Raw genomic sequence first — 25,036 nt, 5'->3', positions numbered from 1 at the left:
ACACGCATGCGCCGCTTCACATACTCCTGGCAGGCGGCTCAGCGCCGCACGTGCCCGTCCCCGGTGACGATGTACTTCGTGCTGGTCAGCTCGGGCAGGCCCATCGGGCCGCGGGCGTGCAGCTTCTGCGTGGAGATGCCGATCTCGGCGCCGAAGCCGAACTGGCCGCCGTCGGTGAAGCGGGTGGAGGCGTTGACCGCGACGGTGGTCGAGTCGACCAGCTGGGTGAAGCGGCGGGCGGCCTGCTGGGAGGTCGTGACGATGGCCTCGGTGTGGCCGGAGGTCCACAGCCGGATGTGCTCGACGGCCTTGTCCAGCGAGTCCACCACCGCCGCGGCGATGTCGTACGACAGGTACTCCGTCTCCCAGTCCTCGGCCGTCGCCTCGACGACGGTGGCCTTGGAGTCCTTGGCGTACGCCATCACGCGCTCGTCGGCGTGCACGGTGACGCCCGTGTCGGCCAGGGCGTCCAGGGCCCGCGGCAGGAACTCGGCGGCGATGTCCTGGTGGACCAGCAGGGTCTCGGCGGCGTTGCAGACGCCGACGCGCTGGGCCTTGGAGTTGATCAGGATCTCGACGGCCATGTCGAGGTCGGCCTGGGCGTCGACGTAGACGTGGCAGTTGCCGGTGCCGGTCTCGATGACCGGGACGACGGACTCCTGGACGACCGTGTTGATCAGCGAGGCGCCGCCGCGCGGGATCAGCACGTCGACCAGGCCGCGGGCGCGCATCAGCTCGCGCACGCTGTCGCGGCTCTCGCCGGGCACGAGCTGGATGGCGTCGGCGGGCAGCCCGGCCCCGCCCACGGCGTCGCGCAGGACGCGCACGAGGGCGGTGTTCGACTGGTACGCCGAGGAGGAGCCGCGCAGCAGGACCGCGTTGCCGGACTTCAGGCAGAGGGCGGCGGCGTCGACGGTGACGTTCGGCCGGCCCTCGTAGATGATCCCGACGACGCCGAGGGGCACGCGGACCTGGCGCAGGTCGATGCCGTTGGGCAGCGTGGAGCCGCGCACGACCTCGCCGACCGGGTCGGGCAGCGCGGCGACGTCGCGCACGTCGGAGGCGATGGCGCGGACCCGCTCCGGGGTGAGCGTGAGCCGGTCGATCATGCCCTCGCTGATGCCGGCCTCGCGGGCCTTGGCGACGTCCTTGGCGTTGGCCTCGACGATCTCGCTCGTACGGACCTCCAGCGCGTCGGCGATGGCGAGCAGCGCGTCGTCCTTGTCGGCCCGCGGCAGCGGCGCGAGGCTCGCGGCGGCGGCCTTGGCGCGGTAGGCGGCCTCGGTGACCGGGGACATGGAGTCGTACGGCGAAAGCGTGGTCATGAGGGAAGCGTAGTGTGCCGGGCGGGACCCTACACCGCTCGTTCCACACCCCGAGACGCTTCCCGAGACACTTCCCGCGGAGGTCAGAACGGATGAACTCCGACCGGTGACGCCGGCGGCGGCCCGTAGCCCTCGGCGATGCGCTGGTGGTAGGTCACGCGGTCGATGACCTCCAGGCCGACGATCTCCCAGGGCGGCAGTCCGGCGGTCTGCCGGTGCTCGCCCCACAGGCGCAGGGCGACGGCGGCCGCGTCGTGCAGGTCGCGGGCCTCCTCCCAGTAGCGGATCTCCGCGTGGTCGACCGCGTATCGGCTGGTCAGGAGGAAGGGGTGGTCGTGGGCGAGCTGTTCGAGGGCGCGCCGGACCTCCGTGATCGGGGCCTCCCTGCCGGAGACGCTGAGGGTGACGTGCCACAGGCGCGGGGTGTCACCGGGCTCCTCGCCCTCGAAGCGGTCCCCCGCTGCCACGCTCGTCAGGGCCCGCTCCTCACCGGCCGCGCGGGAGCCGGCACCACCACGGGACGCCGCGGCCCCAGGGCGCACTCGTCTCACGACGGCCTCCTTTGCACAGTGGCGCTGCTGCGGAACATGTCCCCGGGACAAAGTTGAGCAGGCCGCAAGGGTTCGCGTGGCGGTTTTGCGGAACGTCCACCACCGGGGGCGGATGTTTCGACACATTACGGGTGCAGGAGCACCAGGTCGTCCCTGTGTACGACCTCGCGTTCGTACGCGGGTCCGAGTTCACGGGCCAGTTCGCGGGTGGAGCGGCCGATCAGCCTCGGGATCTCCTTGGCGTCGAAGTTGACCAGCCCACGGGCCACGGCGTGCCCCGTGCGGTCCCGCAGCTCGACCGGGTCACCGGCGCTGAACTCGCCCTCGACGGCGGCGATGCCGGCCGGCAGCAGCGACTTGCGGCGCTCCACGACGGCCTGGACGGCGCCGTCGTCCAGGGTGAGGGCGCCCTGCGGGGTGGAGGCGTGCTGGAGCCACAGCAGCCGGTCCGCGGAGCGCTTGCCGGTGGGGTGGAAGTAGGTGCCGGTGTCCCGGCCGGTCAGGGCGTCGGCCGCGTGGACGGCGCTGGTGAGCACGACGGGGATGCCGGCGGCGGCCGCGATCCGGGCGGCCTCGACCTTGGTGACCATGCCGCCGGTGCCGACGCCGGCCTTGCCCGCGCTGCCGATCTCGACGTCCGCGAGATCGGACGGCTCGCGCACCTCGGCGATGCGGGAGGTGCCGGGCCTGCCGGGGTCGCCGTCGTAGACGCCGTCCACGTCGGACAGCAGGACCAGCAGGTCGGCGTGGACGAGGTGGGCGACGAGGGCGGCGAGGCGGTCGTTGTCGCCGAAGCGGATCTCGTCCGTGGCGACGGTGTCGTTCTCGTTGACGATCGGGAACGCGCCCATCGCGAGGAGCTTGTCCAGGGTGCGGGAGGCGTTGCGGTGGTGGGCCCGGCGGCTCATGTCGTCGGAGGTCAGGAGCACCTGGCCGACGCCGACGCCGTAGCGGGCGAAGGAGGCGGTGTAGCGGGCGACCAGCAGGCCCTGGCCGACGCTGGCGGCGGCCTGCTGCCGGGCGAGGTCCCTCGGGCGGCGGCGCAGGCCCAGGGGGGCGAGGCCGGCCGCGATGGCGCCGGAGGAGACCAGGACGATCTCGCGCTCGCCGCCGCTGCGGACCTTGGCGAGCACGTCGACCAGCGCGTCCACGCGGTCCGCGTCCAGGCCGCCCGAGGCGGTGGTCAGCGAGGAGGACCCGACCTTGACGACGATCCTGCGGGCCTCGCCCACGGCCTGCCTTGCCCCTGCCACGTCGCCGTCCGTCCCCTCGCGTCGATTCGGTCGCTCACCAGGAAATCTACGGGACGGCCGGACGGGGCGCGGCGCCGGTCCACGCTACGGACGGTACGGCGGGCGTCACCGCCCGGCGGTGCTCCCACTGTCCGCGGGCACGGGCGGTGGAGACGCCCCCTAGACGCGCCGTGAAGGGGCCTCTCCCGGAGGGGCCCTGTACCGCCCACCCTGCAGGCCGCACCGCACGGACGGGGCAGGCCGCCATCAGGCACGCGCGTGGCACCCCCGAACGCGCCCCTGGCACACCGGCACGCCGTCCCGGCCACGCTGCTGTGCAGCCGACCGCACAGGCCACCGCCCGGCAGACCACGCAGGCCGCGACCGAACATACCCCCGGCGTCCACCGCACACGCCACCCGAAACACACCCTCGGCACACCGCCCGCCACCACCGCCGCACCGCACAGGCCGCCACCAGACACGCCCGAGGCACGCCGACCCCGGACACGCTGTGCAGCCGACCGCACAGGCCACCGCCCGGCAGACCACGCAGGCCGCCACCCAACTCACCACCGGCATGCACCGCACACGCCACCCGAAACACACCCTCGGGCACACCGCCCGCCACCACCGCCGCACCGCACAGGCCGCCACCAGACACGCCCGTGGCACGCCGACCCCGGACACGCTGTGCAGCCGACCGCACAGGCCACCGCCCGGCAGACCACGCAGGCCGCGACCGAACACCCCCCCCCCGGCGTCCACCGCACACGCCCCCGGAACACACCCGCGGCACACCGCGCACGCCCCCGGAGTCCGCCTGCGGCACACGCGCACGCCACCCCCGAACACATGCACCGCGCACCCCGCACGCCACCCCGGGACACGCGCGTGTCGTCGGGAGGTCGCCGCGCGTTAACCCGGACGGCCGACCTGCGCCGACCCGACGCTCCTGGAGTGACCGCAGTGCCCCTACCTCTCCCCCGCCCACCGGCCCTGCTGAAGGGGCTGGTCACCATCGTCCTGGCCGCCGCGTTCGCCGCTCAGGCGGTCGCGGCGCTGCTGCCCCACGTACCCCTGCTGCTCGCCGCGACCACCGTCTCCCTGGCCACCGAGGGCGCCTTGTACCGGTGGCAGCGCGGGGTGCTGTCGCTGTTCGCCAAGTCGCACGCGGACATCACCGTGCGGCACGTCCTGCGGGACCTGCTGCTGGTCGTCGGCCTGCTGCGGCTCGGCGAGCAGGACCGGGAGACGGTGTACGCCCCGCTGGTGGCCGGACTGCTCGCCTTCTACGTGCTGCACTGCGCGATCCAGGCGCTCTCCGTGCTGGTGCGCCGCACCCGCACGCTGCCGGTGGTGACCCGCAACATCGACGCCTCGGCCCTGCGGCTGTCCCCGGCCCCGTCCGGGCTGCTGCGCCGCCCCGGCCACCGGCTGCTGGTGTTCGGCCTGCCGGCGACGGCCGGACTGCTGGCCGCCGCGCCGCGCGACGAGCCGGTGTTCGCCGCCGCGGGCATCGCGCTGTCCCTGCTGCTCGCGCTGACCGGCCTCGGCGCACTGCTCCTCCGGCTGCTGCCGGGACGCCGCCCGGCCGGCGAGCAGGAGGTGCTCGCCTGGTTCGACGCGTGGCTGGCCGAGTACCGGCCGACCGTGGGCCTGTACTTCTCCGGCGGTGCCTCCTCGGCCTACCAGGCGAACATGTGGCTGGAGCCGCTCGCCAAGCTCGACGGGAAGCCGGTCATCGTGCTGCGCGAGCGGTTCATGGTGCAGAAGATCGCGGCGACGGACATCCCGATCGTCTGCCTGCCGAAGGTGTCCACGCTGATGCGGCTGGAGCACTCCACGCTCCAGGTCCTCATCCACCCGTCGAACTCCGGCAAGACCTCCCAGGTACTGCGCATCCCCACGATCAGGCACACCTTCGTCAACCACGGCGAGAGCGACAAGCTGTCCTCCTGCAACCCGTACGCGAAGGCGTACGACGAGGTCTGGGTGGCCGGGCCCGCCGCGCGCGAACGGTACGCGCTGGCCGAGGTCGGCGTCGAGGACAAGGACGTGGTGGAGACGGGCCGTCCGCAACTGGACGCCGTACGGCCGTACGCCGGACCGCCGCGGAGGACGAACACGACCGTGCTGTACGCGCCGACCTGGGAGGGCTGGGACGGCAACCCCGGCAACACGTCGGTGATCGCGGCCGGTGAGAACCTGGTGCGGGCGCTGCTCGCGGATCCAGGTGTGCGGCTGCTGTACAAGCCGCATCCGCTGACGGGGTCGGTGGACCCGCGCGCGGGCGCGGCCGATCTGCGCATCCGGGAGCTGATCCGGGCGGCCAACCGGGAGCGCACGGGGGCCCGTCGCCCCACGGCCGGTGCCGAGCTGACCCGTCTCACCGAGGAGCTGGACCGCCTCACCACGGCCGACTTCCGGGCCGGGGCCGACACGCTGGAGCGGATGCTCGTGCAGTCGGCGCCGGAGCCGGGCCGGGCGGAGGCGGTGGCACGGGCGACGGCGGCCTGGGAGGAGGCCTACTGGGCTTCGCTGCCGGAGGGCGAGCACCAGATCATCACGGACGCCCGGCCCGCGCTGTACTCCTGCTTCAACGTGGCCGACCTGCTGATCAGTGACGTGTCGAGCGTGATCAGCGACTTCCTGGCGAGCGAGAAGCCGTACGCGGTGGCGAACACCAGTGGGCTGCCCGAGGAGGCCTTCCGTACGGCGTTCCCGACGGTGGCGGCGGCGACCGTGCTGACGCCGGACGCGGCCGGGGTGCCGGGCCTGCTGGAGACGGTCCGGTGCCCGGAGAAGGACGTGCTGGCCGAGGCCCGCGCCGAGTTGAAGCTGCGCCTGCTGGGCCCGGCCGATCCGCCGTCGCAGGAGCGCTTCAACGCGGCCGTGCAGGCCCTGTGCGCTCAGGCCCGGGACCACCGGGCACGGGTGGCGGAGCGCCTGGCGGCGGAGCGGCCGACCGCGGAACTGCCCGGCCAGCGCACGGAGCCGGCGAGCGACGGAGCCGGCCTGCCGACGACCGCACAGCACTAGGGACTTCGCGGACACCCCCCAGCACCGCGGGGCCGTGGGCGATCAGCCCACGGCCCCGCGTTCGCGTTCACGCCGCCGGACGCACCTCACGCGACGTCAGCACCCGCCGCGCCTTGCGCACCGCCCGGCGTACGAACGTGTCGACGCCGCCCTCACGGTAGCCCGGGAAGACGCGGGCCTCGCGCGGCTCGGCGAGGTACACCGAGTCGGGGATGCCCGCGGCGCGGTCGCGGAAGTGCGGATAGGCCAGGTAGACGCGGCGGCCCTTCCGCTCCAGCAGGGCCGCCGCCTGCTTCTTGGCCTTGACGAACTTCACGACGTCCAGCAGCAGGTCGGGACGCTGCTCGGCGACCAGGTGCAGCCGCAGCCGCTCGTGGACCTTGAGGCGCTGGGCGACGCCCTCGGTCCAGTACGCGTCCATCAGAGGCTTGGCCAGCTCGAACTTGTGCCGGCGTATCTCCTCGCTGTCCGTCAGGTACTTGGGCCCGAACTGCGGCAGCAGCGTGACGAGGAAGGGCCGGACCATCAGCTGGTCGCGCCGGCCACCCGCGGGGACGAGCTCGGCGATGAGGTTCATCAGGGCCCGCGCGGAGTCGAAGCGCAGCGTGTAGCTGCCGCTCTTGGTCACGTGCTTGCCGTCGTCACGGCCCACCAGGTAGTAGCAGGTGTGGTCGGCGACCACGGAGACGCCGTCCGCCCGCAGGTACGCCTCCATCGTGAACAGGGCGTCCTCACCGGTGAACAGCGACTCGTCGAACCGCATGCCGTGCCGCTCGAGCAGGGCGCGGCGGAACAGCTTCTGCGCGCTGAGGGTGAACTTGATGTTGGACGAGTACACGTCCGCGCGCTCCACCGTCTTGCCCCACATGGACTTCGGTGCCGAGCGGTTGACGCCCTCGACCTTGCCCAGGACTACGTCCGTCCCGGCGCGGTCGGCCATGTCGACCATCCGCTCCAGGGCCTCGGGGCCCAGCCGGTCGTCGGCGTCGAGGAAGAAGACGTAACGCCCGGTCGCCTTGCCCAGACCGACGTTGCGCGGGCCGCTGGGTCCGCCGGAGTTCTCCTGCCGGATCACCAGGACGTGCATGGGAGCGCGCTCGGCGAACTCCTCCAGGTACTCCCCTGTGCCGTCCGTCGATCCGTCATCCACCGCGATGACCTCGATGCGCTCCGGATCGAGTGTCTGCGCCTCGACGGAGGCGAGGCACTCGATCAGATACGGCATCGCTTCGTACGCCCCGATGATCACGCTCACATCAGGCTGCGCAACGGTCACGTTTCCCCCTAGTCAATGGGATATTCCCCCCGTATCGCCTCATTCGCTACTTGGTAGACGAGTGATCGGGGCAAGCGGTTGCCCCAAACACACGTATTAGTGAGTCACATCACATGCTGAACCGACAGGAAGCGGGAACGAGAAAGAGTTCGGCCCCCGAGGAGCGCTCCTCGGGGGCCGAACTCTGAAGCGGCCGGCGGCTCAGCCCGTGCCGACGCCGTCCGTGTCACCGGCGGAGGACACCCGCTGCCCGGGCACGGCGTTCGCCAGTTCTCCCTCGGCGGTGGCGGCCGCGATCCGTGACTCCTGGCCGACATTGCGCGTCTCGGCCTTGAGCGCGAGGTTCGCGACGGCGGTGTTGAACTGGTCGATGGAGGCCGGCTCGTCCGGGCCCAGCAGGTACTGCTTGAGCTCCTTGCGGTCCTCGGCCAGCGGGTCGGCGGCCGGGTCGCGGACGGCGCTCAGCAGCTCGCCCAGCTCGTCCGCGCTGTTGGACAGGATCACCGCGGCACGCACGGCCGTGTTGTTCCGCTTGAACTCCTCGACGCCCACCTCCGCGGAGTCGGTGACCGCGTACGGCTTGCCGCTCGCGATGAAGTCGGAGACCACGCTGGAGATGTCGGAGACCATCGCGTCGGAGACGTTGAAGCAGTCGTACAACCGCGGCTCGGCGCCGGTGATGACGCGGTGCTCCCAGGTGGGGAAGGAACGCCAGTAGGCGGCGTTCCACTCGGCGCGCAGCCGGGCGACCTCCTCGTGCCGGGCGACGTCGACCTGCCCGTCACGGGTGGCCTCGGCCTCGTCGCGGCCCTTGTCGCCGCCGGTGCCGGCCAGCTGGGCGATCCGGGCCTCGATCCGGGCCAGCTCGGTCCTGGCCTGCGCCTGGGCGGCGCTGTCGGTGACGAAGCGCGAGTCGGTTGCGCGCTCGGCGGCGGCCTTCCGGACCAGGGCGGTGATGCGCTCGTGGGCGGCCTTGGCCTCCTTGCTGCGCGTGCCGGTGAAGGGGTGCGGCTTGTACAGGACGCGCACCGGCGGGTCGGCCGCGACCAGCTTCTTCACGATGTTCTCGCCGGCCAGCAGGATCGAGGTGTTGCCGGGGTTGTCGTCCCAGCCCTCCCAGGTGGGGGCGTACAGCACGGTCGGGATCCGGCCCTCGGGCACGCCCTGCCAGGTCTGGATCGGGGCGAGCTGCGGGCGGCCGACCTCGACGATGTCGTCGTCGCGGACACCGACGTCGGCGATGGCGTAGCGGTCGCGGCCCGCGCGGCCGGCCGTCCACACCTCGTCGTAGACCTTGCTGAACGGGTTGACGCTGGCGAGCTTGTCGCTGTCGCCGTGGCCGATGAAGACGTGCTTCATGGTGGGCACGCGCAGCATGTGGATGTTCTTGCCGACGTTCGCCGCGTAGAGCGCGACCCGCACCGTGGACAGGTCCATGTTCATCAGGTGCACCCCTCCGGGCACGCAGATGACGGGGACCGTGGTCGGCGCGAGGTTGTTCAGGATGGCCCGCTCACGCAGGATGATCAGCGGCTTGGAGTCCAGGTTCTCCATGGTGTCCAGCCACATGTTCACCTGGTACGCGGAGTCCTTGGAACCGGAGAAGTACAGGACCGTCTCCGGCTTGTACTCGCCCAGCCAGTTGTCGACGGCGGCCAGCACCTTCTCGGCGTTCGGCGGGATCTTCCGGCCCCGCACGTACGGCATGAGCGCCAGCACGTACAGGGAGGCGACGGCCACCGTGATGCCGATGCCGACGAAGCCGACGAGGGCGGACTTCACCTGCGCGGCGAGCAGGATGCCGGCGACCGCGAAGAGGTCGAGGTGCAGCATCTTCTCGGCGGAGCGGTGCAGCAGCCGGCGCGGCGGGGCGTCCGGGATGCGGATGCGCGACTTCAGGTCGATGTTGCGCGTGGCGACCGGCATGCGGCGGCGGTTGCGGATCAGCTGGACCAGCGCGCCGTGCGGGGCCTGGAGACCGTAGAAGGCGATGAAGCAGGCGATCGCCCCGTAGTAGATCAGGTTGTCCGCGAGGGACAGCCGGGCCAGCAGCAGGACGAGGAGCAGCTGCCGGATCAGGAAGCGGATCGACAGGCCCGCCCGCACCTTGCTGAGGCGGTTGATCAGATAGCTGCCCTTGCGGTGCAGATAGTGGTCCGCCAGGTACGTCACGGCGGCCGCTGCCGCGAAGGCGGGGACGCTCGGGACGAGCGCGGCCAGCATGAGGCAGGGGAAGCCCAGCATCATGAGGACCGCCGCGGCCAGCTCGGCCGCGCTGCCCACCCGGGCGACGCGAATAGCGGTGGATATCACGGAGAAACCTGCTCTTGGGAGGGGTGTGCCGGTCTTGGTTCTAGAATGCGGCTGGTCTGTGAATATTCGCGAGACTGTATGGATTCAGGCCCCTGCGAACACTCCTGTTGACGAAGCCGTTAACAGGAGGGCGCAGAGGCCTGAATTACCGAAGTCTATTTGGCGCCAATTATTACACGCCGTCCTGCCGGTCCAGCACGGAGGCCAGTGCCTGCTCGAAGCCGGAGGCGCGGGCCGCACCGGCGGTCGGGTCCTGCTGGCGGACGTCGATGACGTGTCCGGTCAGCTCGGACAGCAGCACGTCGAGCGAGGTGCGGGCCACGGCTTCGGAGGACAGCAGCGAGCCGGCCGGCTCCTGGCCGAAAGCCTTGGTGCGCATCGGGGTGGCCGTGCGCTCCGGGTTGATGCAGTTGACGCGGACGCCGTCACCGGCCCACTCGTCGGACAGGGCCTGGGTGAGGTTCACCATGGCGGCCTTGGTGGAGGAGTACAGGCTGTACTCGGCGCGGCCGCGGGTGTAGCTGCTGGAGGTGTAGAGGAGCAGCTGGCCCTTGGTCTCGGACAGGTACTTGTACGACGAACGGGCGATCTGCACCGGGGCCAGGTAGTTGACCTTCAGCGCCTCTTCGATGGTGGCGTTGTCGGTCTCGGCGAGCTTGCCGATGCGCAGCACGCCGGCGGTGTTGACCACGTAGTCGATGCGGCCGGTCTCGGCGTAGGCCTTGGACAGGGCGTCGTCGACCTCCTCCGGGTTCTCCACGTGGGTGCCGGTGGTGGAGCGGCCCAGCGCGTAGACCTTGGCGCCGTAGGACTCGGCGAGTTCGGCGATGTCCTTGCCGATGCCGTAGGAGCCGCCGAAGACGACGACCGTCTTGCCGGTCAGCAGCTCGCGGTAGGCGTCCTCGGAGACCTGCTCGGGCGCGGCGGTGGAGGCCAGCTGGAAGAGCTTGTCGGCGATGAAGACGTCGACGGGCTGGGTGACCTTCATGTTGTACTCGTCACCCGCGACGACGTGGATCGGCACGTCCGGCAGGTACTTGAGCACGACGGAGCAGTCGTCGGTGGCCTGGAAGTTGGGGTCGCCGGCGGCGACCTCGTAGGCCCGCCTGATCGTGGACAGCTTGAAGGCCTGCGGGGTCTGGCCGCGGCGCAGCCGGGAGCGGTCCGGGATCTCGGTGATGAACTCGCCGTCCTCGCCGTGCGTGCGCGTGACGATGATGGTGTCGGCGGAGGGGATGGCCACGTCGACGGCCTGGTAGCGCTCCAGCGCGGCGACGCAGTCGTCGATGACGCGCTGCGACAGCAGGGGGCGCACGGCGTCGTGGAAGAGGACGTTGGCGTCCTCGCCCTCGGCCAGGCCCTCGCCCAGGGCCGAGATGGCGCGCTCCGTGGTCTCGTTCCGCGTGGCGCCGCCCTCGATGATCTTCGAGACCTTCTTGAATCCGGCCTTCGCGACGATCTTCTCGACGTCGGGCACGTAGCCGGGTGCCATCAGCACGATGATGTCGTCGATCGAGTCCGCGTTCTCGAAGGTGGTCAGCGTGTGCTCGATGACTGCCTTGCCGGCGATCTTCAGCAGCTGCTTGGGGATCGACAGACCCACCCGCTGACCGGTGCCACCGGCCAGGATCACTGCGGTGGTACGGGGCTTGGCTATGTGCTGGGACACAGGTGACCTACCTTGGGGCGACAGGGAACTTGGAAATGGTCCCACTTGTGGTTACCGCAGTGCAAGGTGAGCGACCTCTGCCGCATATGTGCGCGCAACCTGTCATTCACCTCCCACTCCTGGTGATTGGTGAGACGGTTCCGCGCCCCTCGGGGAAATGCGCTGTGAGTAACTCCACAGATGCTCAGCGACGTCGGAGCCGCTTGAGACGGCGGTGACCGAGGACCTTCACGAGTTCCTTGGACGATGTCTGGTGCACGGTACGCGCTTTGACGGTGCCGCCCGCACCGTCGCCCCGTCGCCGGTCGCGGCGGCTGTCGAGCGGCCCACCGCCGTCCGCGGATCTTCACGCCCCCGGGCGTGGGGCTGCACGCGTTCTTCATATGCGTGGGCGCGCCGTCCCGGGCAAGCCGCGAATGCGACTCGTCCGTCAGCTCATTGCCGCGCGGAATTCCTGGTTAAGATTCCGCAGCATTTCGATCTCGGCGAGAACAATACGCCGACAGCCCGGGTCGGACTTCTCACAAGGATCACACGTCTCGTACGGCGAGGAGCCCGGCGCTCCGAGGAGTGCCGGGCTCACGTGTGTGTCAGGGGCCGGGTCAGACCACCTCGACGCCCGGCCGGCCCGCCTCGACCCGCAGCCTGGCCAGCGTGCTCGGCGTCGCCGACGGCTGCCGAACGGTGTCGACCACCCTCACCTGCGCGTCGATGCCGCCGCGGCCGATGTCGAAGAGGTGGTAGCCGCGGTGTGCGTCGAGCAGCTTCCAGTGCGGGTTGTCCGGGCGCCGCGGGTCCCACTCCTTGCGGAAGGCCGCCTGGTCCTGGTCGCCGTTGCTGGAGATGGAGGTGCCGACGAACTCGGCGCCGACGACCGCGGAGTCCGGGTCGGCGTAGTCCTCCTTGAGGTCGCTGATCATCGTCAGGTGCCGGTCGCCGGACAGCACGACGGGGTTGCGGACCTGCTTGAACTCCTGGAGGAAGCGGTTGCGTTCGGCCTGGTAGCCGTCCCAGGCGTCGTAGAACCAGAGCTTGCCCTCGCCGACCTTGAGGTCCGTCTCGGCCATCATGATCTGCGAGGCGATCAGGTTCCAGCGGGCCGGGGAGTCCTGGAGCCCGTTCAGCAGCCACTGCTTCTGCCGGGCGCCCAGCATGGTCAGCGACGGGTCCTGGGCACCGGCCTGACTGGTGGCCTGGTCGCTGCGGTACTGCCGGGTGTCCAGGACGTTGAGGCGGGCCAGCCGGCCGAACTCCAGGCGGCGGTACATCCGGATGTGCGGACCCGAAGGGACGGCGGTGGCGCGGACCGGCATGTGCTCGTAGAACGCCTGGTAGGCCGCGGTCAGCCGGGCCACGAACGCGTCGTGCGGCTGCTTGTCCGGGTCCTGCGGGATCTCGCCGGCGAAGTCGTTGTCCACCTCGTGGTCGTCGAAGGTCACCACGAAGGGCGCGTTCGCGTGCATCGCCGCGAGGTCCGCGTCGGTGCGGTACTGGGCGTACCGGTTGCGGTACTGGGCGAGGCTGAACGGCTCACCGGTCCCCTCGTGGCGTCGTACGCCCGTCGCCGACGGCGTGGACTCGTAGATGTAGTCGCCGACGAACACCACGACGTCCGGGTCCTGGTCGAGCATGTCGGCGTACGGCGTGAAATAGCCGTGCTGCCAGTTCTGGCAGGAGGCCAGCGCCATGCGCAGGGAGCCACCGGAGCTGTAGGGGTGGGGCGCGGTACGGGTGCGGCCGGTGGGCGAGAGCTGCCCGCTGGTGCGGAAGCGGTACCAGTACGTACGGTCCGGGCGCAGCCCGCGTACGTCCACGTGAACGCTGTGCCCGTACTCGGGCCGGGCCTGGGCGGTGCCCTGGCGGACGAGCTTTCTGAACCGGTGGTCCTCCGCGAGCTGCCACTCCACGGGCACCACCCGGTCGGGCATGCCTCCGCCGTTCAGCGGGTCCGGGGCGAGCCGGGTCCACAGCACGATGCCGTCCGGCAGCGGGTCCCCGGAGGCGACGCCGAGGCTGAACACGCCGTCGGGCAGCGGCGTCTCGGCCCCGCGGGCGGTGGCCGGAAGCCACAGCTGGGCGGAGGCCGCGGCACCGAGGACCGCGGCACCGGCGGTCAGAAAGCGGCGTCGGTCGGGGGATACTGCTCCGGTCATCGGCTGACTCCCTTACCTCGCTGGCCACTTGGACACTGGGAAGCTTCACGCTCGCGGGCGGTCCGCCCGCTGAACGCCGGGGTTCACGTACATGACAACTAAGCAGACAAAAGGAGACCCACCGCCAGCATCGGAACAAGCCGTTGCCGGGGCGGGTCTGACAGATGATCAGTCAGGGATCACCGGGCGAAGCCCGCGCCGAGGGCGGAGCCGTCCGCGACGGTGCCGAGGGTGCCCGCGCCGAAGCTGACCGAGCCGGTGGCGGCGGGAGCGTCGACCGGGTTGGGGAACGCCCAGACTCCCCCGTCCCGGTTCTCGCCGGTGGCGCCGGCGAACAGCTCGGGCCGGCCGTCGCCGTTGACGTCGAGCAGCTCGGTCTCGGCGCCGAAGAAGTCGTTCTGCTCCGCCGTCCCCGGGACGTTCGCGGTGTTCTGGTTCATGGCCAGGGCGCCGTCGCCGGTCAGCCCGGACTTCCCGCCGCGCAGGACGGTGATCTGCCCAGCCGCGTACACGTCCCTGATGCTCTCGGTCCCGCTTCCGGTGGAGACGTCGGCGTAGCCGTCGCCGTCGACGTCCCCGACGGAGATGCCCCCGCCGAAGCCGTCGCCCCACTCCGGGCTGCCGGGCACACCGGGCGTGCCCTGCGTGATGATCGTCGTACGGGAGGTGTCGGGGCCGTCGGCCGAGCCGTACACGACACCGATCTGGCCGCCCTTCAGCAACGGGTCGTCGAGCGGGACTTCACCCGAGCCGTCGAGCGGACGGCCGATGACGAGGTCGCCGTACCCGTCCTTGTCCACGTCGCCGATGCCGAGGCTCTCGCCACCGCGCATCCGCGTGCCGTCGGGGTTCTCCAGCGGGGCGGGGGCGCTCAGCCCGTCCGGGGTGCCGCGCAGATGGACCGCGCGGCGGTGCTTGGCGTCCGGGTCGTGCAGGTCGTCGTCGCTGTGGTCGTGGATGAGCGCGACCAGGTCCGTGATGCCGTCGTGGTCGACGTCACCGGCACTCACGTCGTCCGTGACGTACTCGGCCTCCAGGGCGAGGCGGTGGCTGCTCGCGGCGCCGGCGGTACGGTCGAACGGCCCGTACAGCAGGCGGTTGCCGGTGGCGAGGTCCAGGTGACCGTCACCGTTGAAGTCGCCGAGCACCGGGTGGAGCGGGTCGACGCGGTCCTCCTCCGTGCCGGTGGCCACGGCGGTACCGCCGGACAGGCCCTGCGGCCCGCCCCACAGCACGGCGAGGGTTCCGGCGCTGATGACGTCCCCGACGTCCTCGCCCTGCGCGCCCACGACCAGGTCGGCGTAGCCGTCGCCGTCCAGGTCACCGGCGGCCAGCCCGTCGCCGTAGTGGTCCTCGGCCTCGGCGGCACCGGGTATGCCCGGGGTGTCCTGGCTGATGACCTGCTTGTGGGCGAGGTCGATGCCCTTCGCCGAGCCGTACACGACGGCCACGTATCCGGCGCGCGCCTTGCCGCTCACCTTGCCGCGCGGGGCGGCGACGGCCAGGTCCTGGTAGCCGTCGCCGTTGAAGTCGTCGCGGAGCTTCGCCGTGGCGGCCGGGCCCTCGGAGGCGGCGTCGGCGGCGTGCGCGACCGCCGGGGCGGTGACGGCCGCGACGACCGCGATGGCCGCCGCGACTCCTCGGCTGATCCTGCGCTTGCTCATGGGACGGGGCACGTGAACTCCGGTGATCCGCTGGGCAGTTGGAGCACGGAGAGGAACAAGATCCTCATCCGGACTGCCCAGTACGACTCACCGGTGTACGACTAGGTTGCCTCGGGATCCGCCCAGAGTCTGCTCTTGGTCAGCCCGGATCGGACTCAGAACGGCTCGAAGTCGTCGAACTCCCGCTGCGCGTCGTCCCGCTCGGCCTGCCGGTCCCTGCGGCGCTGCGCGGCCGGCCGCGCCTCTTCCAACCGGTGGTCCTCACCGCGCCGGCCGAGCATCTCCGCCCCGGCCATCACGGACGGCTCCCAGTCGAAGACCACGGCGTTCTCCTCGGGACCGATGGCGACACCGTCGCCGCTCCGGGCCCCCGCCTTCATCAGTTCCTCTTCGACCCCGAGCCGGTTGAGCCGGTCCGCCAGGTAGCCGACCGCCTCGTCGTTGTTGAAGTCGGTCTGCCGCACCCAGCGCTCGGGCTTCTCGCCCCGTACCCGGAACAGGCCGTCGGCCTCGCGCGTCACCGTGAAGCCGGTGTCGTCCACGGCCTTGGGCCGGATCACGATCCGCGTGGCCTCTTCCTTCGGCTTCGCGGCCCGCGCCTTCGCCACGAGCTCGCCGAGCGCGTACGACAGCTCCTTCAGCCCCATGTGCGCCACGGCCGACACCTCGAACACGCGGTACCCGCGCTCCTCCAGGTCGGGCCGCACCATCTCGGCCAGGCCCTTGCCGTCCGGTACGTCGATCTTGTTCAGCACGACGATCCGCGGACGGTTGTCCAGCCCGCCGTACTGCCGCAGCTCCTCCTCGATGGCGTCGAGGTCGGAGGCCGGGTCGCGGTCCGACTCCAGCGTGGCGGTGTCCAGGACGTGCACGAGCACACTGCACCGCTCCACGTGCCGCAGGAACTCCAGGCCCAGGCCCTTGCCCTGGCTGGCTCCCGGGATCAGCCCGGGCACGTCGGCGACCGTGTACACCGTCGAGCCGGCCGTGACGACACCGAGGTTCGGCACGAGCGTGGTGAACGGGTAGTCGGCGATCTTCGGCTTGGCGGCGCTCAGTACCGAGATCAGGGACGACTTGCCGGCGCTCGGGTATCCGACGAGCGCCACGTCGGCGACCGTCTTCAGCTCCAGGACGACTTCCCGCACGTCTCCCGGCTCGCCGAGCAGCGCGAACCCGGGCGCCTTGCGCCGCGCGGACGCCAGCGCCGCGTTGCCGAGCCCGCCCCGGCCGCCCTGCGCGGCGATGTACGACGTGCCGTGGCCGACCAGGTCGGCGAGGACGTTGCCCGCCTTGTCGAGCACCACCGTGCCGTCCGGCACCGGCAGGACGAGGTCCTGTCCGTCCTTGCCGAAGCGGTTGCCGCCCTCGCCGGGCTTGCCGTTCGTGGCCTTGCGGTGCGGGGAGTGGTGGTAGTCGAGGAGCGTGGTGACGGACTGGTCGACGGTGAGGATCACGTCCCCGCCGCGACCGCCGTTGCCGCCGTCGGGCCCGCCCAGCGGCTTGAACTTCTCACGGTGGACGGAGGCACAGCCGTGACCTCCGTTACCCGCGGCGACATGCAGTTCGACGCGGTCCACGAAGGTGGTCATTGTGTGTGCCTCCAGTGATGTACGGCCGTTGTGTACGGGTTGTACGGGGTTGTTCTCTGCGTAACACGCGAAAGGCGGACCCGCTTCCCGTGAGGGAAGTGAGGTCCGCCTCGCGAAAGCTTCCGGTCAGGCGACCGGAACGATGTTCACGACCTTGCGGCCACGGTGGGTGCCGAACTGCACCGAACCGGCCTGGAGCGCGAACAGCGTGTCGTCGCCGCCACGGCCGACACCGGCGCCCGGGTGGAAGTGGGTGCCGCGCTGACGGACCAGGATCTCACCCGCGTTGACGACCTGACCGCCGAAGCGCTTCACGCCGAGCCGCTGGGCGTTGGAGTCGCGACCGTTCCGGGTGGACGATGCGCCCTTCTTGTGTGCCATTTCTCCTCAGTCCCTTACTTCGCAGCCGCGGGGATCTCAGTGACCTTGATCGCCGTGTACTGCTGGCGGTGGCCCTGGCGACGGCGGTAACCGGTCTTGTTCTTGTAGCGCAGAATGTCGATCTTCTGGCCCTTGTGGTGGTCCACGACCTCGGCCTGGACCTTGATGCCGGCCAGCACCCACGGGTCGCTGGTCACGGAGTCGCCGTCGACAACGAGCAGGGTCGAGAGCTCGACCGTGTCGCCAACCTGGGCAGTGGAAATCTTGTCAACCTCAACGATGTCGCCGACAGCAACCTTGTGCTGGCGACCACCGCTGCGCACGATGGCGTACACGCGGACTCACTCTCTCGCTCGGGAAACGGCACCCCCGCAGGCCAGCCGTCCGACACAGCGAGCGGCCTCTCCTGGGCGCCCGGCGCCCGGAGGATGAGGTTTACGGGGATGTGACGCGTCATTCGACACGCCGACGGTCAAGGTTACGGGGCCGCGGCCAAGAGGGTCAAACCGAGCCGGGCCCGCCGCCTGTGCGACCGGTCACGCCGGTCGCGTCCGCCGGGGCGTACGCGGGTTCGCGCACGCCCCGGCGGACGTCGAGGCGGGTCAGTCCTCGTCGGTGGAGGCCGAGACGGAGGAGCGGGACTGCTCCGCCGCGACGGTCTTCTTCGACGTGGTCTTCTTGGCGGCGGTCTTGGTCGTCTTCGCCGCCGCCTTCTTCGCCGTCGTCTTCTTGGCCGCGGTCTTCTTCGCCGCGGTCTTCTTGGCGGCGGCCTTCTTCGCCGTGGCCTTCTTGGCCGTCTTGCGGGCCGTCTTCTTGGCCGGAGCCGACTCCTCGGCGGCCTCCTCCGTGGCGGCGCCGTCGGCCGCGGCGGCCTCCGGGGCTGCCTCGGACGCGGCCGACGGGACGACCACGACGGCCGCCTCCTCGGAGGCGGTGGACACGGTGGGCTTGCGCACGGCGCGGCGCCGCGGACGGGCCGGGGCGGCGCTCTCGGCGGGCACCTCCGCAGCCGCCTCGGCAGCCGCCTCGGGCTGTTCGGCCTGCTCGGGCGCCTGCGTGGCCTCGGACGCCGCGGGCGCGGTCTCGGAGACCGTCACCACGGCCGCCTCCGCCCCCGCCGGAGAACCGGCCGGCGCGGACACCTTGCGCGTCGCCCGCCGACGGCCACGGCCCTTGGGCGCGGCCTCCTCGGCGGCCGGGGCCTCGACGACCGGGTCCTCGACGGCCATCGGCTCGGCGTGCGCTTCGGCGGCCGGCTCCTGCTGCACCGGACGGGCGACCTCCTCGGCGACGGTCACGTCCTGAGCCGTCGGCACCTCGGCCTCGGCCTGCTCGGCCTTCCTGTCCTGCTCGGCCTTCGGCTCCGCCGTCTCACCGCGCGGCGCACCCGCCGGAGCGGACGCCCGCCGGCTCGTCCGGCGCCGGGTCCGCCCGCGCGTGGCCGCGGCCTCCGCCTCGGCGGCGCTGCTGTACAGCTCCTCGTCGGGCTCGAAGGCCGGCTCTGGCAGCGCGATCGGCTCGGCGATCTCGGCACCGATCTCGGCCTCGGTCTCCGCCTCCTGCTCGGCGGTCTCGACGGCCGCCTCGTGCACGTGCGGCTGCTCGGCGGCACCGGCACGCGCACGCTTCTTGCGCTTGCCGCCGCCTCCGCCGGAGGTGGTCGGCTGCTCCATGTGCACGATGACACCGCGTCCGTTGCAGTGGACGCAGGTCTCGGAGAAGGACTCCAGGAGCCCCTGCCCGACCCGCTTGCGGGTCATCTGCACGAGCCCCAGCGAGGTCACCTCGGCCACCTGGTGCTTCGTACGGTCCCGGCCCAGGCATTCGAGCAGGCGCCGCAGCACCAGGTCCCGGTTGGACTCCAGCACCATGTCGATGAAGTCGATGACGATGATGCCGCCGAGGTCGCGCAGCCGCAGCTGACGCACGATCTCCTCGGCCGCCTCCAGGTTGTTCCTGGTGACGGTCTCCTCGAGGTTGCCGCCCTGACCGGTGAACTTGCCGGTGTTGACGTCGACGACGACCATCGCCTCGGTCCGGTCGATCACCAGCGAACCGCCGCTGGGCAGCCAGACCTTGCGGTCCAGCGCCTTGGCGAGCTGCTCGTCGATCCGGTACGTGGCGAAGACGTCGACCTCGGAGGTCCACTTCTGGAGCCGCTCGGCGAGGTCCGGCGCGACGTGCGACACGTAGCCGTGGATGGTCTGCCACGCCTCGTCGCCGCTGACGACGACCTTGGAGAAGTCCTCGTTGAAGATGTCGCGCACGACCCGGACGGTCATGTCCGGCTCGCCGTACAGCAGCGTCGGCGCGTTGCCGCCGTTCTTGGCCTTCTTCTGGATGTCCTCCCACTGCCCCTGGAGCCGCTCGACGTCCCGGCGCAGCTCGTCCTCGCTCGCGCCCTCGGCGGCGGTGCGCACGATGACGCCCGCGTCCTCGGGGACGATCTTCTTGAGGATCGTCTTCAGCCGCGCCCGCTCGGTGTCGGGGAGCTTGCGGCTGATGCCGGTCATGGAGCCCTCGGGCACGTACACGAGGTAGCGGCCGGGGAGGGAGACCTGGCTGGTCAGGCGGGCGCCCTTGTGCCCGATGGGGTCCTTCGTCACCTGGACGAGCACCGACTGCCCGGACTTCAGGGCGGACTCGATGCGCCGCGGCCCGTTGGCCATGCCGAGCGCCTCGAAGTTGACCTCACCGGCGTACAGCACCGCGTTGCGGCCCTTGCCGATGTCGATGAAGGCGGCCTCCATCGACGGCAGCACGTTCTGCACCTTGCCGAGGTAGACGTTGCCGACGTACGAGGTCGACTGCTCCTTGTTGACGTAGTGCTCGACGAGCACGTTGTCCTCGAGGACACCGATCTGCGTACGGTCGCCGTGCTGCCGGACGACCATCACACGCTCGACGGCCTCGCGCCGGGCCAGGAACTCGGCCTCGGTGATGATCGGGACGCGCCGGCGGCCCTGCTCGCGGCCCTCCCGGCGGCGCTGCTTCTTGGCCTCCAGACGGGTCGAGCCCTTGATGGACTGCACCTCGTCGGACGGCTCGGCCTTGGGGCGGGGCTCACGGACCTTGACGACCGTGCGCTCCGGGTCGTCGTCGGACGGCTCGGCCTCGGGCGCGGTGTCACCGGCACGGCGACGACGGCGACGACGCCGGCGGCTGCTGCTGGAGCCGCCGCCGGACGACTCCTCGCGGTCGGCGGCCTCGTCGGACTCGTCCTGGTCCTCCTCGGCCTGCTCCGCGGTGTCCTCGGCGTCCTGCTCGGACTCGGCGTCCATGCCCTCGCCGGCCTCGGTGTCGGTCTCGGCGGAGTCACCACGCCGACGGCGGCGGCCGCCCCGGCGACGGCGACGGCGCGAGCCGGTGCCCTCGGAGTCGTCCTGGTCGTCGCCCTCGGCGGACTCCTCGGGCTCCTCCGCCTCGTCGACGGCGCTCTCGGCGGCGGGGGCCTCGGTGGCGGGGGCCTCGGTGACCTGGGCCTCGGGCTCGTCAGCGGAACCCCGGCGACGACGCCGGCGGCGCGACCCGCCGGGCTGCTCCTCCCGCACCTCCGCCGGCGCGGACTCCTCCGTCTCCTCGGGCTCCTCGGCCCCGGCCGCCTCGGCGGCGGCCGCGGCAGCGGCCCGCTCCGGCGTCTGGAACTGGGGCTCGGTGAACACGGGCGCCTGGAAGAGGGCGACGGCGGGCCGCGCGGGCCGCGCCGACGTCTCGCTCTCACCGGCGGCGGCCTGCGCGGACTTCGAGGCCCGGGAGCCCCGTGAGGACTGCGCGGGCTCGGCGAAACCACTGGCGGCCCGGCGGACGGCCCGGCGACGGCGCCGCGGAGCGGCATCCTCGGCGGGCTCGGCGGGCTCGGGCGCCTGGGCGGCGCGAGCGGCGGCGTCGGCGGCGGCCTCGGGGGCTCCGTCGGACTCAGCGGCGGGGGAATCGGTCACAGGTGCCTTCGCCTCCTCGGCGGGCGTGCCGGCGGGGGCCTCGGCGGGCCCACCGGACACGGCGGCGGCCTCGGCGGGCGCGTCGGTCGTGGTGACGGAGCCGGACCGGCCCGCGTCGGCGGTTCCTTCCGCCGCCTCCGCGGCGGCAGGCGCTGCGGTGGGCGCGGTCACCCGTCGCGTGGCACGCCGCCGGGTCTTCCGCGGAGCAGCCTCCTCGGCGGCCTCCGCGGTCTCGGGGGCGCTCGGCTCGGCCTGTGCGGCGGCGGCAGCAGGCGCCACCGCCTCCACGGCCTCGGCCGGAGCCGCGGCGGGCGAGGTCACCGTGCGCGTCGCACGACGCCGGGTGCGCCGGGGAGCGGCATCCTCGGACACCTCGGCGGACGGGGCGGCCTCAACCTGCTCCGGCGCCTCGGAGGCGGCGGGAGCACCGGCGGTCACCGGCACCACGGTCTCGGCGGCCTCGGCGCCCGCCGGGGCCCCGGCGGGCGCGGCGGCACGGCGAACCACACGACGCCGCTTGGGAGCGGCAGGCGCGGCCTCCTCGGCGGCCTGCTCCTGCGCCGGCGCGACGGTCTCCTCGGCGGCGGTCTCCTCGGCCTCGTCGGCCGCTACTGCGTCGTCCGCGAGGTCGTCGGGCTCCGCGGCCGGTATGGCCGGCGTGACGGTCTCCACCGGAGCGTCGGAGGAGGTGCCGACCGGCGGACCCGCCGGTCGGGACGCGGCACGGCGCCGCCGGCGGGGCGGCAGGGTGTCGCTGGGGGTGTTCTGTTCGGAGTCCGTGGAGGACTCTGTGGGTTCGGTCGGTTCGAGCATGCGGGCTTTTCTCCCGTCAGGCTCCCGGGCGCCGCGCCTGGTCCGGCTGTGCCGGTGACGTCCGCGGCTCGCGCTGTGCGCGTCGCCGCCGTCCGGGGCGCGGGCGCCGCACGGGAGCTCTCTGTGTCCTGTCTCGCCGGTTCCGTACGCCCAATGCGTACGGCCTGGCGAAAGTCTTCTGGTCGGTGCGCTGCCCGACCCAGGTGGCTCCCGAGTCCGAGGGCGGCGCTACGACGTCCGTCCCTTCGCGGAACCTACGCCGGCGCCGTCGCGGCGGCAGGCGGTTCGGCCGTTGAGTGGGCCTCCGCTGCCTCGCGGTCGGGCGCGAGCGGGTCGGTCACCGTGCCGGTCTCTTCATCGAACAGCCCCTGCGCCAGCCTGGTCACCGCTGCGGGGACCGGCGGCGCCAGGTCGGCCACGGCGCGGAGACCGGACAGGACGTCGTCGGGTCGTACGGCAGGCGTCACGTGCCGAACAACCAGCCGCAGTATCGCACAGGGCTGGTCGGTCGGCCTATCAGCCTGCGAACTGTGCGTTTCTGTGAGATCGGGGATCTCCAGGCTCACGACGGCGGAGCGGGCGTCGAAGGTGCGCACCCCGTTCTTGGCGAGGCGCTGGACCTCGACGGTCTCGGCCGCGTTGAAGGCGTCCGCCGCCCGGCGGGCTTCCTCCTGCGGCACGCCGTCCAGCCGCAGCTCCCACACGGAAGCCGTCAGCCGGTCGGCGAGGCCCGGGGTGCGGGCCTCGACCGCCTCGATGATGTCGAGCCCGGCGGGCAGCGACTCGTCGAGAAGGATCCTGAGCTGCTCCGGGTCGCGCTGCGCGGTGAGCGCGATCTCCAGGTACTCCGCCTCACTGCCCGTGCCGGTGGGTGCGGCATTGGCGTACGACACCTTCGGGTGCGGTGTGAAGCCCGCCGAGTAGGCCATCGGCACCTCGGCACGGCGCAACGCACGCTCGAAGGCGCGCTGGAAGTCACGGTGGCTGGTGAACCGGAGGCGGCCGCGCTTGGTGTAGCGCAGTCGGATGCGCTGCACCGCGGGTGCGGGCGGCGGGCCTTCGGGCTGTCGCTTGCCCAGTGTCGTTCAGTCCTTCGTGAGAGCGGTCGTACTGCTACCAAGAGTACGTGCCTCGCGGCCCGAAGGTTCCCCGAGGTCGACGGGCTGCGGCTGCACCGGCTCGCCGAAGAGCATCCGCCGGAAGTCGGCGCGCGCCTGCCGTACGGACTCCCGGGCCGAGGCCAGCGCCTGCCGCGTGGCCCGTCCCACACTCCGGGCGGCCTCGGCGGCGGGTCGCAGGACGGCGTCCCGAACGACGTGCCCGACGGGCGTCAGCACGCTCCGGTACACCCACCGCACCGGCTCGACGAAGATCCACCTCAAGAGCGTCGCGAGGAACCGCCCGACGGCGAGCGAGATGTGCCCGGCGATCCGCCACGCATGCCCGAGGGCGTCCGCGACCTCCCGCCCGATGACGGCGAGGACCCGTCCGACCGGCGTGAGGATCCAGCGCCACACGGCGAGCGCCGGAAGGACGAGCAGGATCCGGGCGATCCAGTACAGAGCCGTCCCGATGCCGGTGACGGCCGTGCTCACCAGCCACACCAGTCCCTTGGCACACCAGGCGATCGCGCGCCCGACGGGCGCGAGCAGCCACGTGTACAGCCACACGGCGGGGACGACGACGAGGTACCGGGCGAGCCACGCCACGACCGCGTACACACCGGCCCCGAGCGCGGCGAGCACGGCGCCGAGCCCCTTCAGCACCCACAGCACGGCGCGCCCGACCGGCGTGAGCAGATACGAGTACACCCAGCCGAACACGGCCCCGATGCCCTTGGCGGCCCGGGTGACGGCCCAGGCGACCGCGTGTCCCACCGGTGTCAGCACGTGCCGGTAGAGCCACACCAGCGGCACGACGAGGAGCACGTTCCCGAGCCACCCGAGCGCCTTGGCCACCGGCACGACGACATACCGCCACAGCCCCACGAACGGCCAGACGAACACCGCCCGCCCGAGCCACAGCAGCGCCCGGCCCAGCGGCCGGAGCAGCACGTCGTTCAGGAACCGTCCGGCCACGACGAGCGCGTCCCACACCATCCGCACGGGGACGACCAGCACGAGCACGACGATCCGCACCGGAATCCGGATCGCTACGGCGAGACACCCCTCGGGCGCCGCCTCACGGACCGGCGGCGCGGCCGGTTCGGACACCCCTTTCCGCAGATCGACTCGCGTCTCGGAGCCCTCGCGGGCCGGCTTCTCCAGATCCATACCGTCGTAGACGCCTCAGCGCCCCGTCCGGATCCAGCACCGCACAGCCCGCCCCGTTCTTCAGCAGATCCCCACCTGGCCTCAAGATCATACGGCTCAGGCGCCCACGACCCGGGCGTGCAGCAGCCGGGCCGACTCCTGGAACCCGCACCGGGCGTACGCGGGAATCGCCTGCGGGCTCGAGTGCACGGTCACCCGCTCCAGGCCGAGCTCCCGGGCCCCGTCCAGAACGGCCCGGATGAGCGCGCCGCCCAGCCCGCCGTCGCGCGCCTCGGGCACGACGTACACGCACTGGAGGTCGCCGGAGGCCCGCCGGGGCGCCCGCGGCGTGGGCACCCGCTGCACCACCGCCAGCCAGGCCATACCGATGACGACGTCGTCGCGCACGACCACCATGCACCGGTGCGACCCGGCGTTGTCCCGGGCCCATTCGACGAAGTGCCGTACGAACTCCCCGCGTTCGCCGAGGGACTCGCCCCCGTTCTCGATGAGCCACTCCCACCGGAGCCGGGCGACAGCCGCCAGTTCGCCGGACCGGGCCGGGCGGATACTGATGTTCTCCATCAGGGCATTGTCCCGTCGGCGGCCCCGCCCGCCTCCCACCGCAGCAAATCCCCCGGCTGACATTCGAGCACCTCGCAGAGGGCGGCGAGTGTCGAGAAGCGGACCGCCTTCGCGCGGCCGTTCTTGAGCACCACCCCCGGAGCGACGGCCCCGCCCGGCGCGAGGACGACCCCGAGCGCGAACATCAGGCACGCGTCCCATACGGACGTGCCTTGGTGCGAAGATGAATGACCGATTTCATGCGCGAGGGG

At 71.9% G+C, this 25,036-nt stretch carries 16 protein-coding genes and 1 pseudogene; 1 reads left to right on the top strand and 16 read right to left on the bottom strand.

Annotation, left to right across the window (positions count from 1 at the left end):
• Window positions 1-38: 38 nt before the first annotated feature.
• From SCNRRL3882_RS27205 to proB, 3 genes are all read right to left on the bottom strand, one after another.
• Complete coding sequence (locus SCNRRL3882_RS27205; protein WP_010041963.1) at window positions 39-1,325, bottom strand: glutamate-5-semialdehyde dehydrogenase; 1,287 nt, start codon at window positions 1,323-1,325, stop codon at window positions 39-41.
• An 83-nt stretch (window positions 1,326-1,408) separates the two neighbouring features.
• Window positions 1,409-1,867 carry a hypothetical protein gene (locus tag SCNRRL3882_RS27200; protein WP_010041961.1) on the bottom strand — a complete coding sequence of 153 codons (459 nt, stop codon included), beginning with the start codon at window positions 1,865-1,867 and terminating at the stop codon, window positions 1,409-1,411.
• A gap of 134 nt (window positions 1,868-2,001) precedes the next feature.
• Window positions 2,002-3,108, bottom strand: a complete 1,107-nt coding sequence (gene proB / locus SCNRRL3882_RS27195; RefSeq protein ID WP_010041959.1) for a glutamate 5-kinase — start codon at window positions 3,106-3,108, stop codon at window positions 2,002-2,004.
• A 968-nt stretch (window positions 3,109-4,076) separates the two neighbouring features.
• Between proB and SCNRRL3882_RS27190 the strand changes: the two genes are divergently transcribed.
• Window positions 4,077-6,149 carry a hypothetical protein gene (locus SCNRRL3882_RS27190; RefSeq protein WP_010041956.1) on the top strand — a complete coding sequence of 691 codons (2,073 nt, stop codon included), beginning with the start codon at window positions 4,077-4,079 and terminating at the stop codon, window positions 6,147-6,149.
• Between the two features lie 67 nt (window positions 6,150-6,216).
• On the opposite strand, the gene SCNRRL3882_RS27185 is transcribed toward SCNRRL3882_RS27190, so the two are convergent.
• The 13 genes and pseudogenes from SCNRRL3882_RS27185 to SCNRRL3882_RS27125 all read right to left on the bottom strand — a co-directional run.
• Window positions 6,217-7,425, bottom strand: coding sequence for a glycosyltransferase family 2 protein (locus SCNRRL3882_RS27185; RefSeq protein ID WP_029181310.1), 1,209 nt, complete (start codon window positions 7,423-7,425; stop codon window positions 6,217-6,219).
• 201 nt (window positions 7,426-7,626) lie between these two features.
• The gene (locus SCNRRL3882_RS27180) at window positions 7,627-9,738 is read right to left on the bottom strand and encodes a CDP-glycerol glycerophosphotransferase family protein (protein ID WP_231911179.1); all 2,112 of its coding nucleotides are present in this window, start codon (window positions 9,736-9,738) and stop codon (window positions 7,627-7,629) included.
• A gap of 172 nt (window positions 9,739-9,910) precedes the next feature.
• Complete coding sequence (locus tag SCNRRL3882_RS27175; protein ID WP_010041950.1) at window positions 9,911-11,407, bottom strand: bifunctional cytidylyltransferase/SDR family oxidoreductase; 1,497 nt, start codon at window positions 11,405-11,407, stop codon at window positions 9,911-9,913.
• Window positions 11,408-12,009: 602 nt separating this feature from the next.
• On the bottom strand, window positions 12,010-13,560 hold the full coding sequence (locus SCNRRL3882_RS27170) for an alkaline phosphatase D family protein (RefSeq protein WP_010041948.1): 1,551 nt from the start codon (window positions 13,558-13,560) through the stop codon (window positions 12,010-12,012).
• A 179-nt stretch (window positions 13,561-13,739) separates the two neighbouring features.
• Window positions 13,740-15,224, bottom strand: coding sequence for an FG-GAP-like repeat-containing protein (locus tag SCNRRL3882_RS27165; RefSeq protein ID WP_010041945.1), 1,485 nt, complete (start codon window positions 15,222-15,224; stop codon window positions 13,740-13,742).
• 155 nt (window positions 15,225-15,379) lie between these two features.
• The gene (obgE, locus tag SCNRRL3882_RS27160; RefSeq protein WP_010041942.1) at window positions 15,380-16,816 is read right to left on the bottom strand and encodes a GTPase ObgE; all 1,437 of its coding nucleotides are present in this window, start codon (window positions 16,814-16,816) and stop codon (window positions 15,380-15,382) included.
• A 126-nt stretch (window positions 16,817-16,942) separates the two neighbouring features.
• Window positions 16,943-17,197, bottom strand: coding sequence for a 50S ribosomal protein L27 (gene rpmA, locus SCNRRL3882_RS27155; protein ID WP_010041940.1), 255 nt, complete (start codon window positions 17,195-17,197; stop codon window positions 16,943-16,945).
• Between the two features lie 14 nt (window positions 17,198-17,211).
• Window positions 17,212-17,532 carry a 50S ribosomal protein L21 gene (gene rplU, locus SCNRRL3882_RS27150; RefSeq protein ID WP_010041937.1) on the bottom strand — a complete coding sequence of 107 codons (321 nt, stop codon included), beginning with the start codon at window positions 17,530-17,532 and terminating at the stop codon, window positions 17,212-17,214.
• Window positions 17,533-17,799: 267 nt separating this feature from the next.
• Window positions 17,800-21,948: an Rne/Rng family ribonuclease gene (locus SCNRRL3882_RS27145; RefSeq protein ID WP_010041935.1), complete on the bottom strand. Its 4,149-nt coding sequence runs from the start codon at window positions 21,946-21,948 to the stop codon at window positions 17,800-17,802.
• A 254-nt stretch (window positions 21,949-22,202) separates the two neighbouring features.
• Window positions 22,203-22,985, bottom strand: coding sequence for a TIGR03936 family radical SAM-associated protein (locus SCNRRL3882_RS27140; protein WP_010041932.1), 783 nt, complete (start codon window positions 22,983-22,985; stop codon window positions 22,203-22,205).
• A gap of 48 nt (window positions 22,986-23,033) precedes the next feature.
• Entirely contained in the window at window positions 23,034-24,221 is a 1,188-nt protein-coding gene (locus SCNRRL3882_RS27135) for a hypothetical protein (RefSeq protein ID WP_010041929.1), read from the bottom strand.
• A 96-nt stretch (window positions 24,222-24,317) separates the two neighbouring features.
• Window positions 24,318-24,785 (bottom strand): GNAT family N-acetyltransferase, encoded by a 468-nt coding sequence (locus SCNRRL3882_RS27130; protein ID WP_010041927.1) that lies wholly within the window; start codon window positions 24,783-24,785, stop codon window positions 24,318-24,320.
• A pseudogene (locus tag SCNRRL3882_RS27125) lies at window positions 24,785-24,916 on the bottom strand (helix-turn-helix domain-containing protein); the annotation flags it as partial. The gene SCNRRL3882_RS27130 and the pseudogene SCNRRL3882_RS27125, both read right to left, overlap by 1 nt.
• Window positions 24,917-25,036 lie beyond the last annotated feature (120 nt).

The organism is Streptomyces chartreusis NRRL 3882 (assembly GCF_900236475.1).
GTDB lineage: Bacteria > Actinomycetota > Actinomycetes > Streptomycetales > Streptomycetaceae > Streptomyces > Streptomyces chartreusis_D.
The sequence above is the reverse complement of the archived record's forward strand: the minus strand, read 5'-3'. Positions and strand labels throughout refer to the sequence as shown.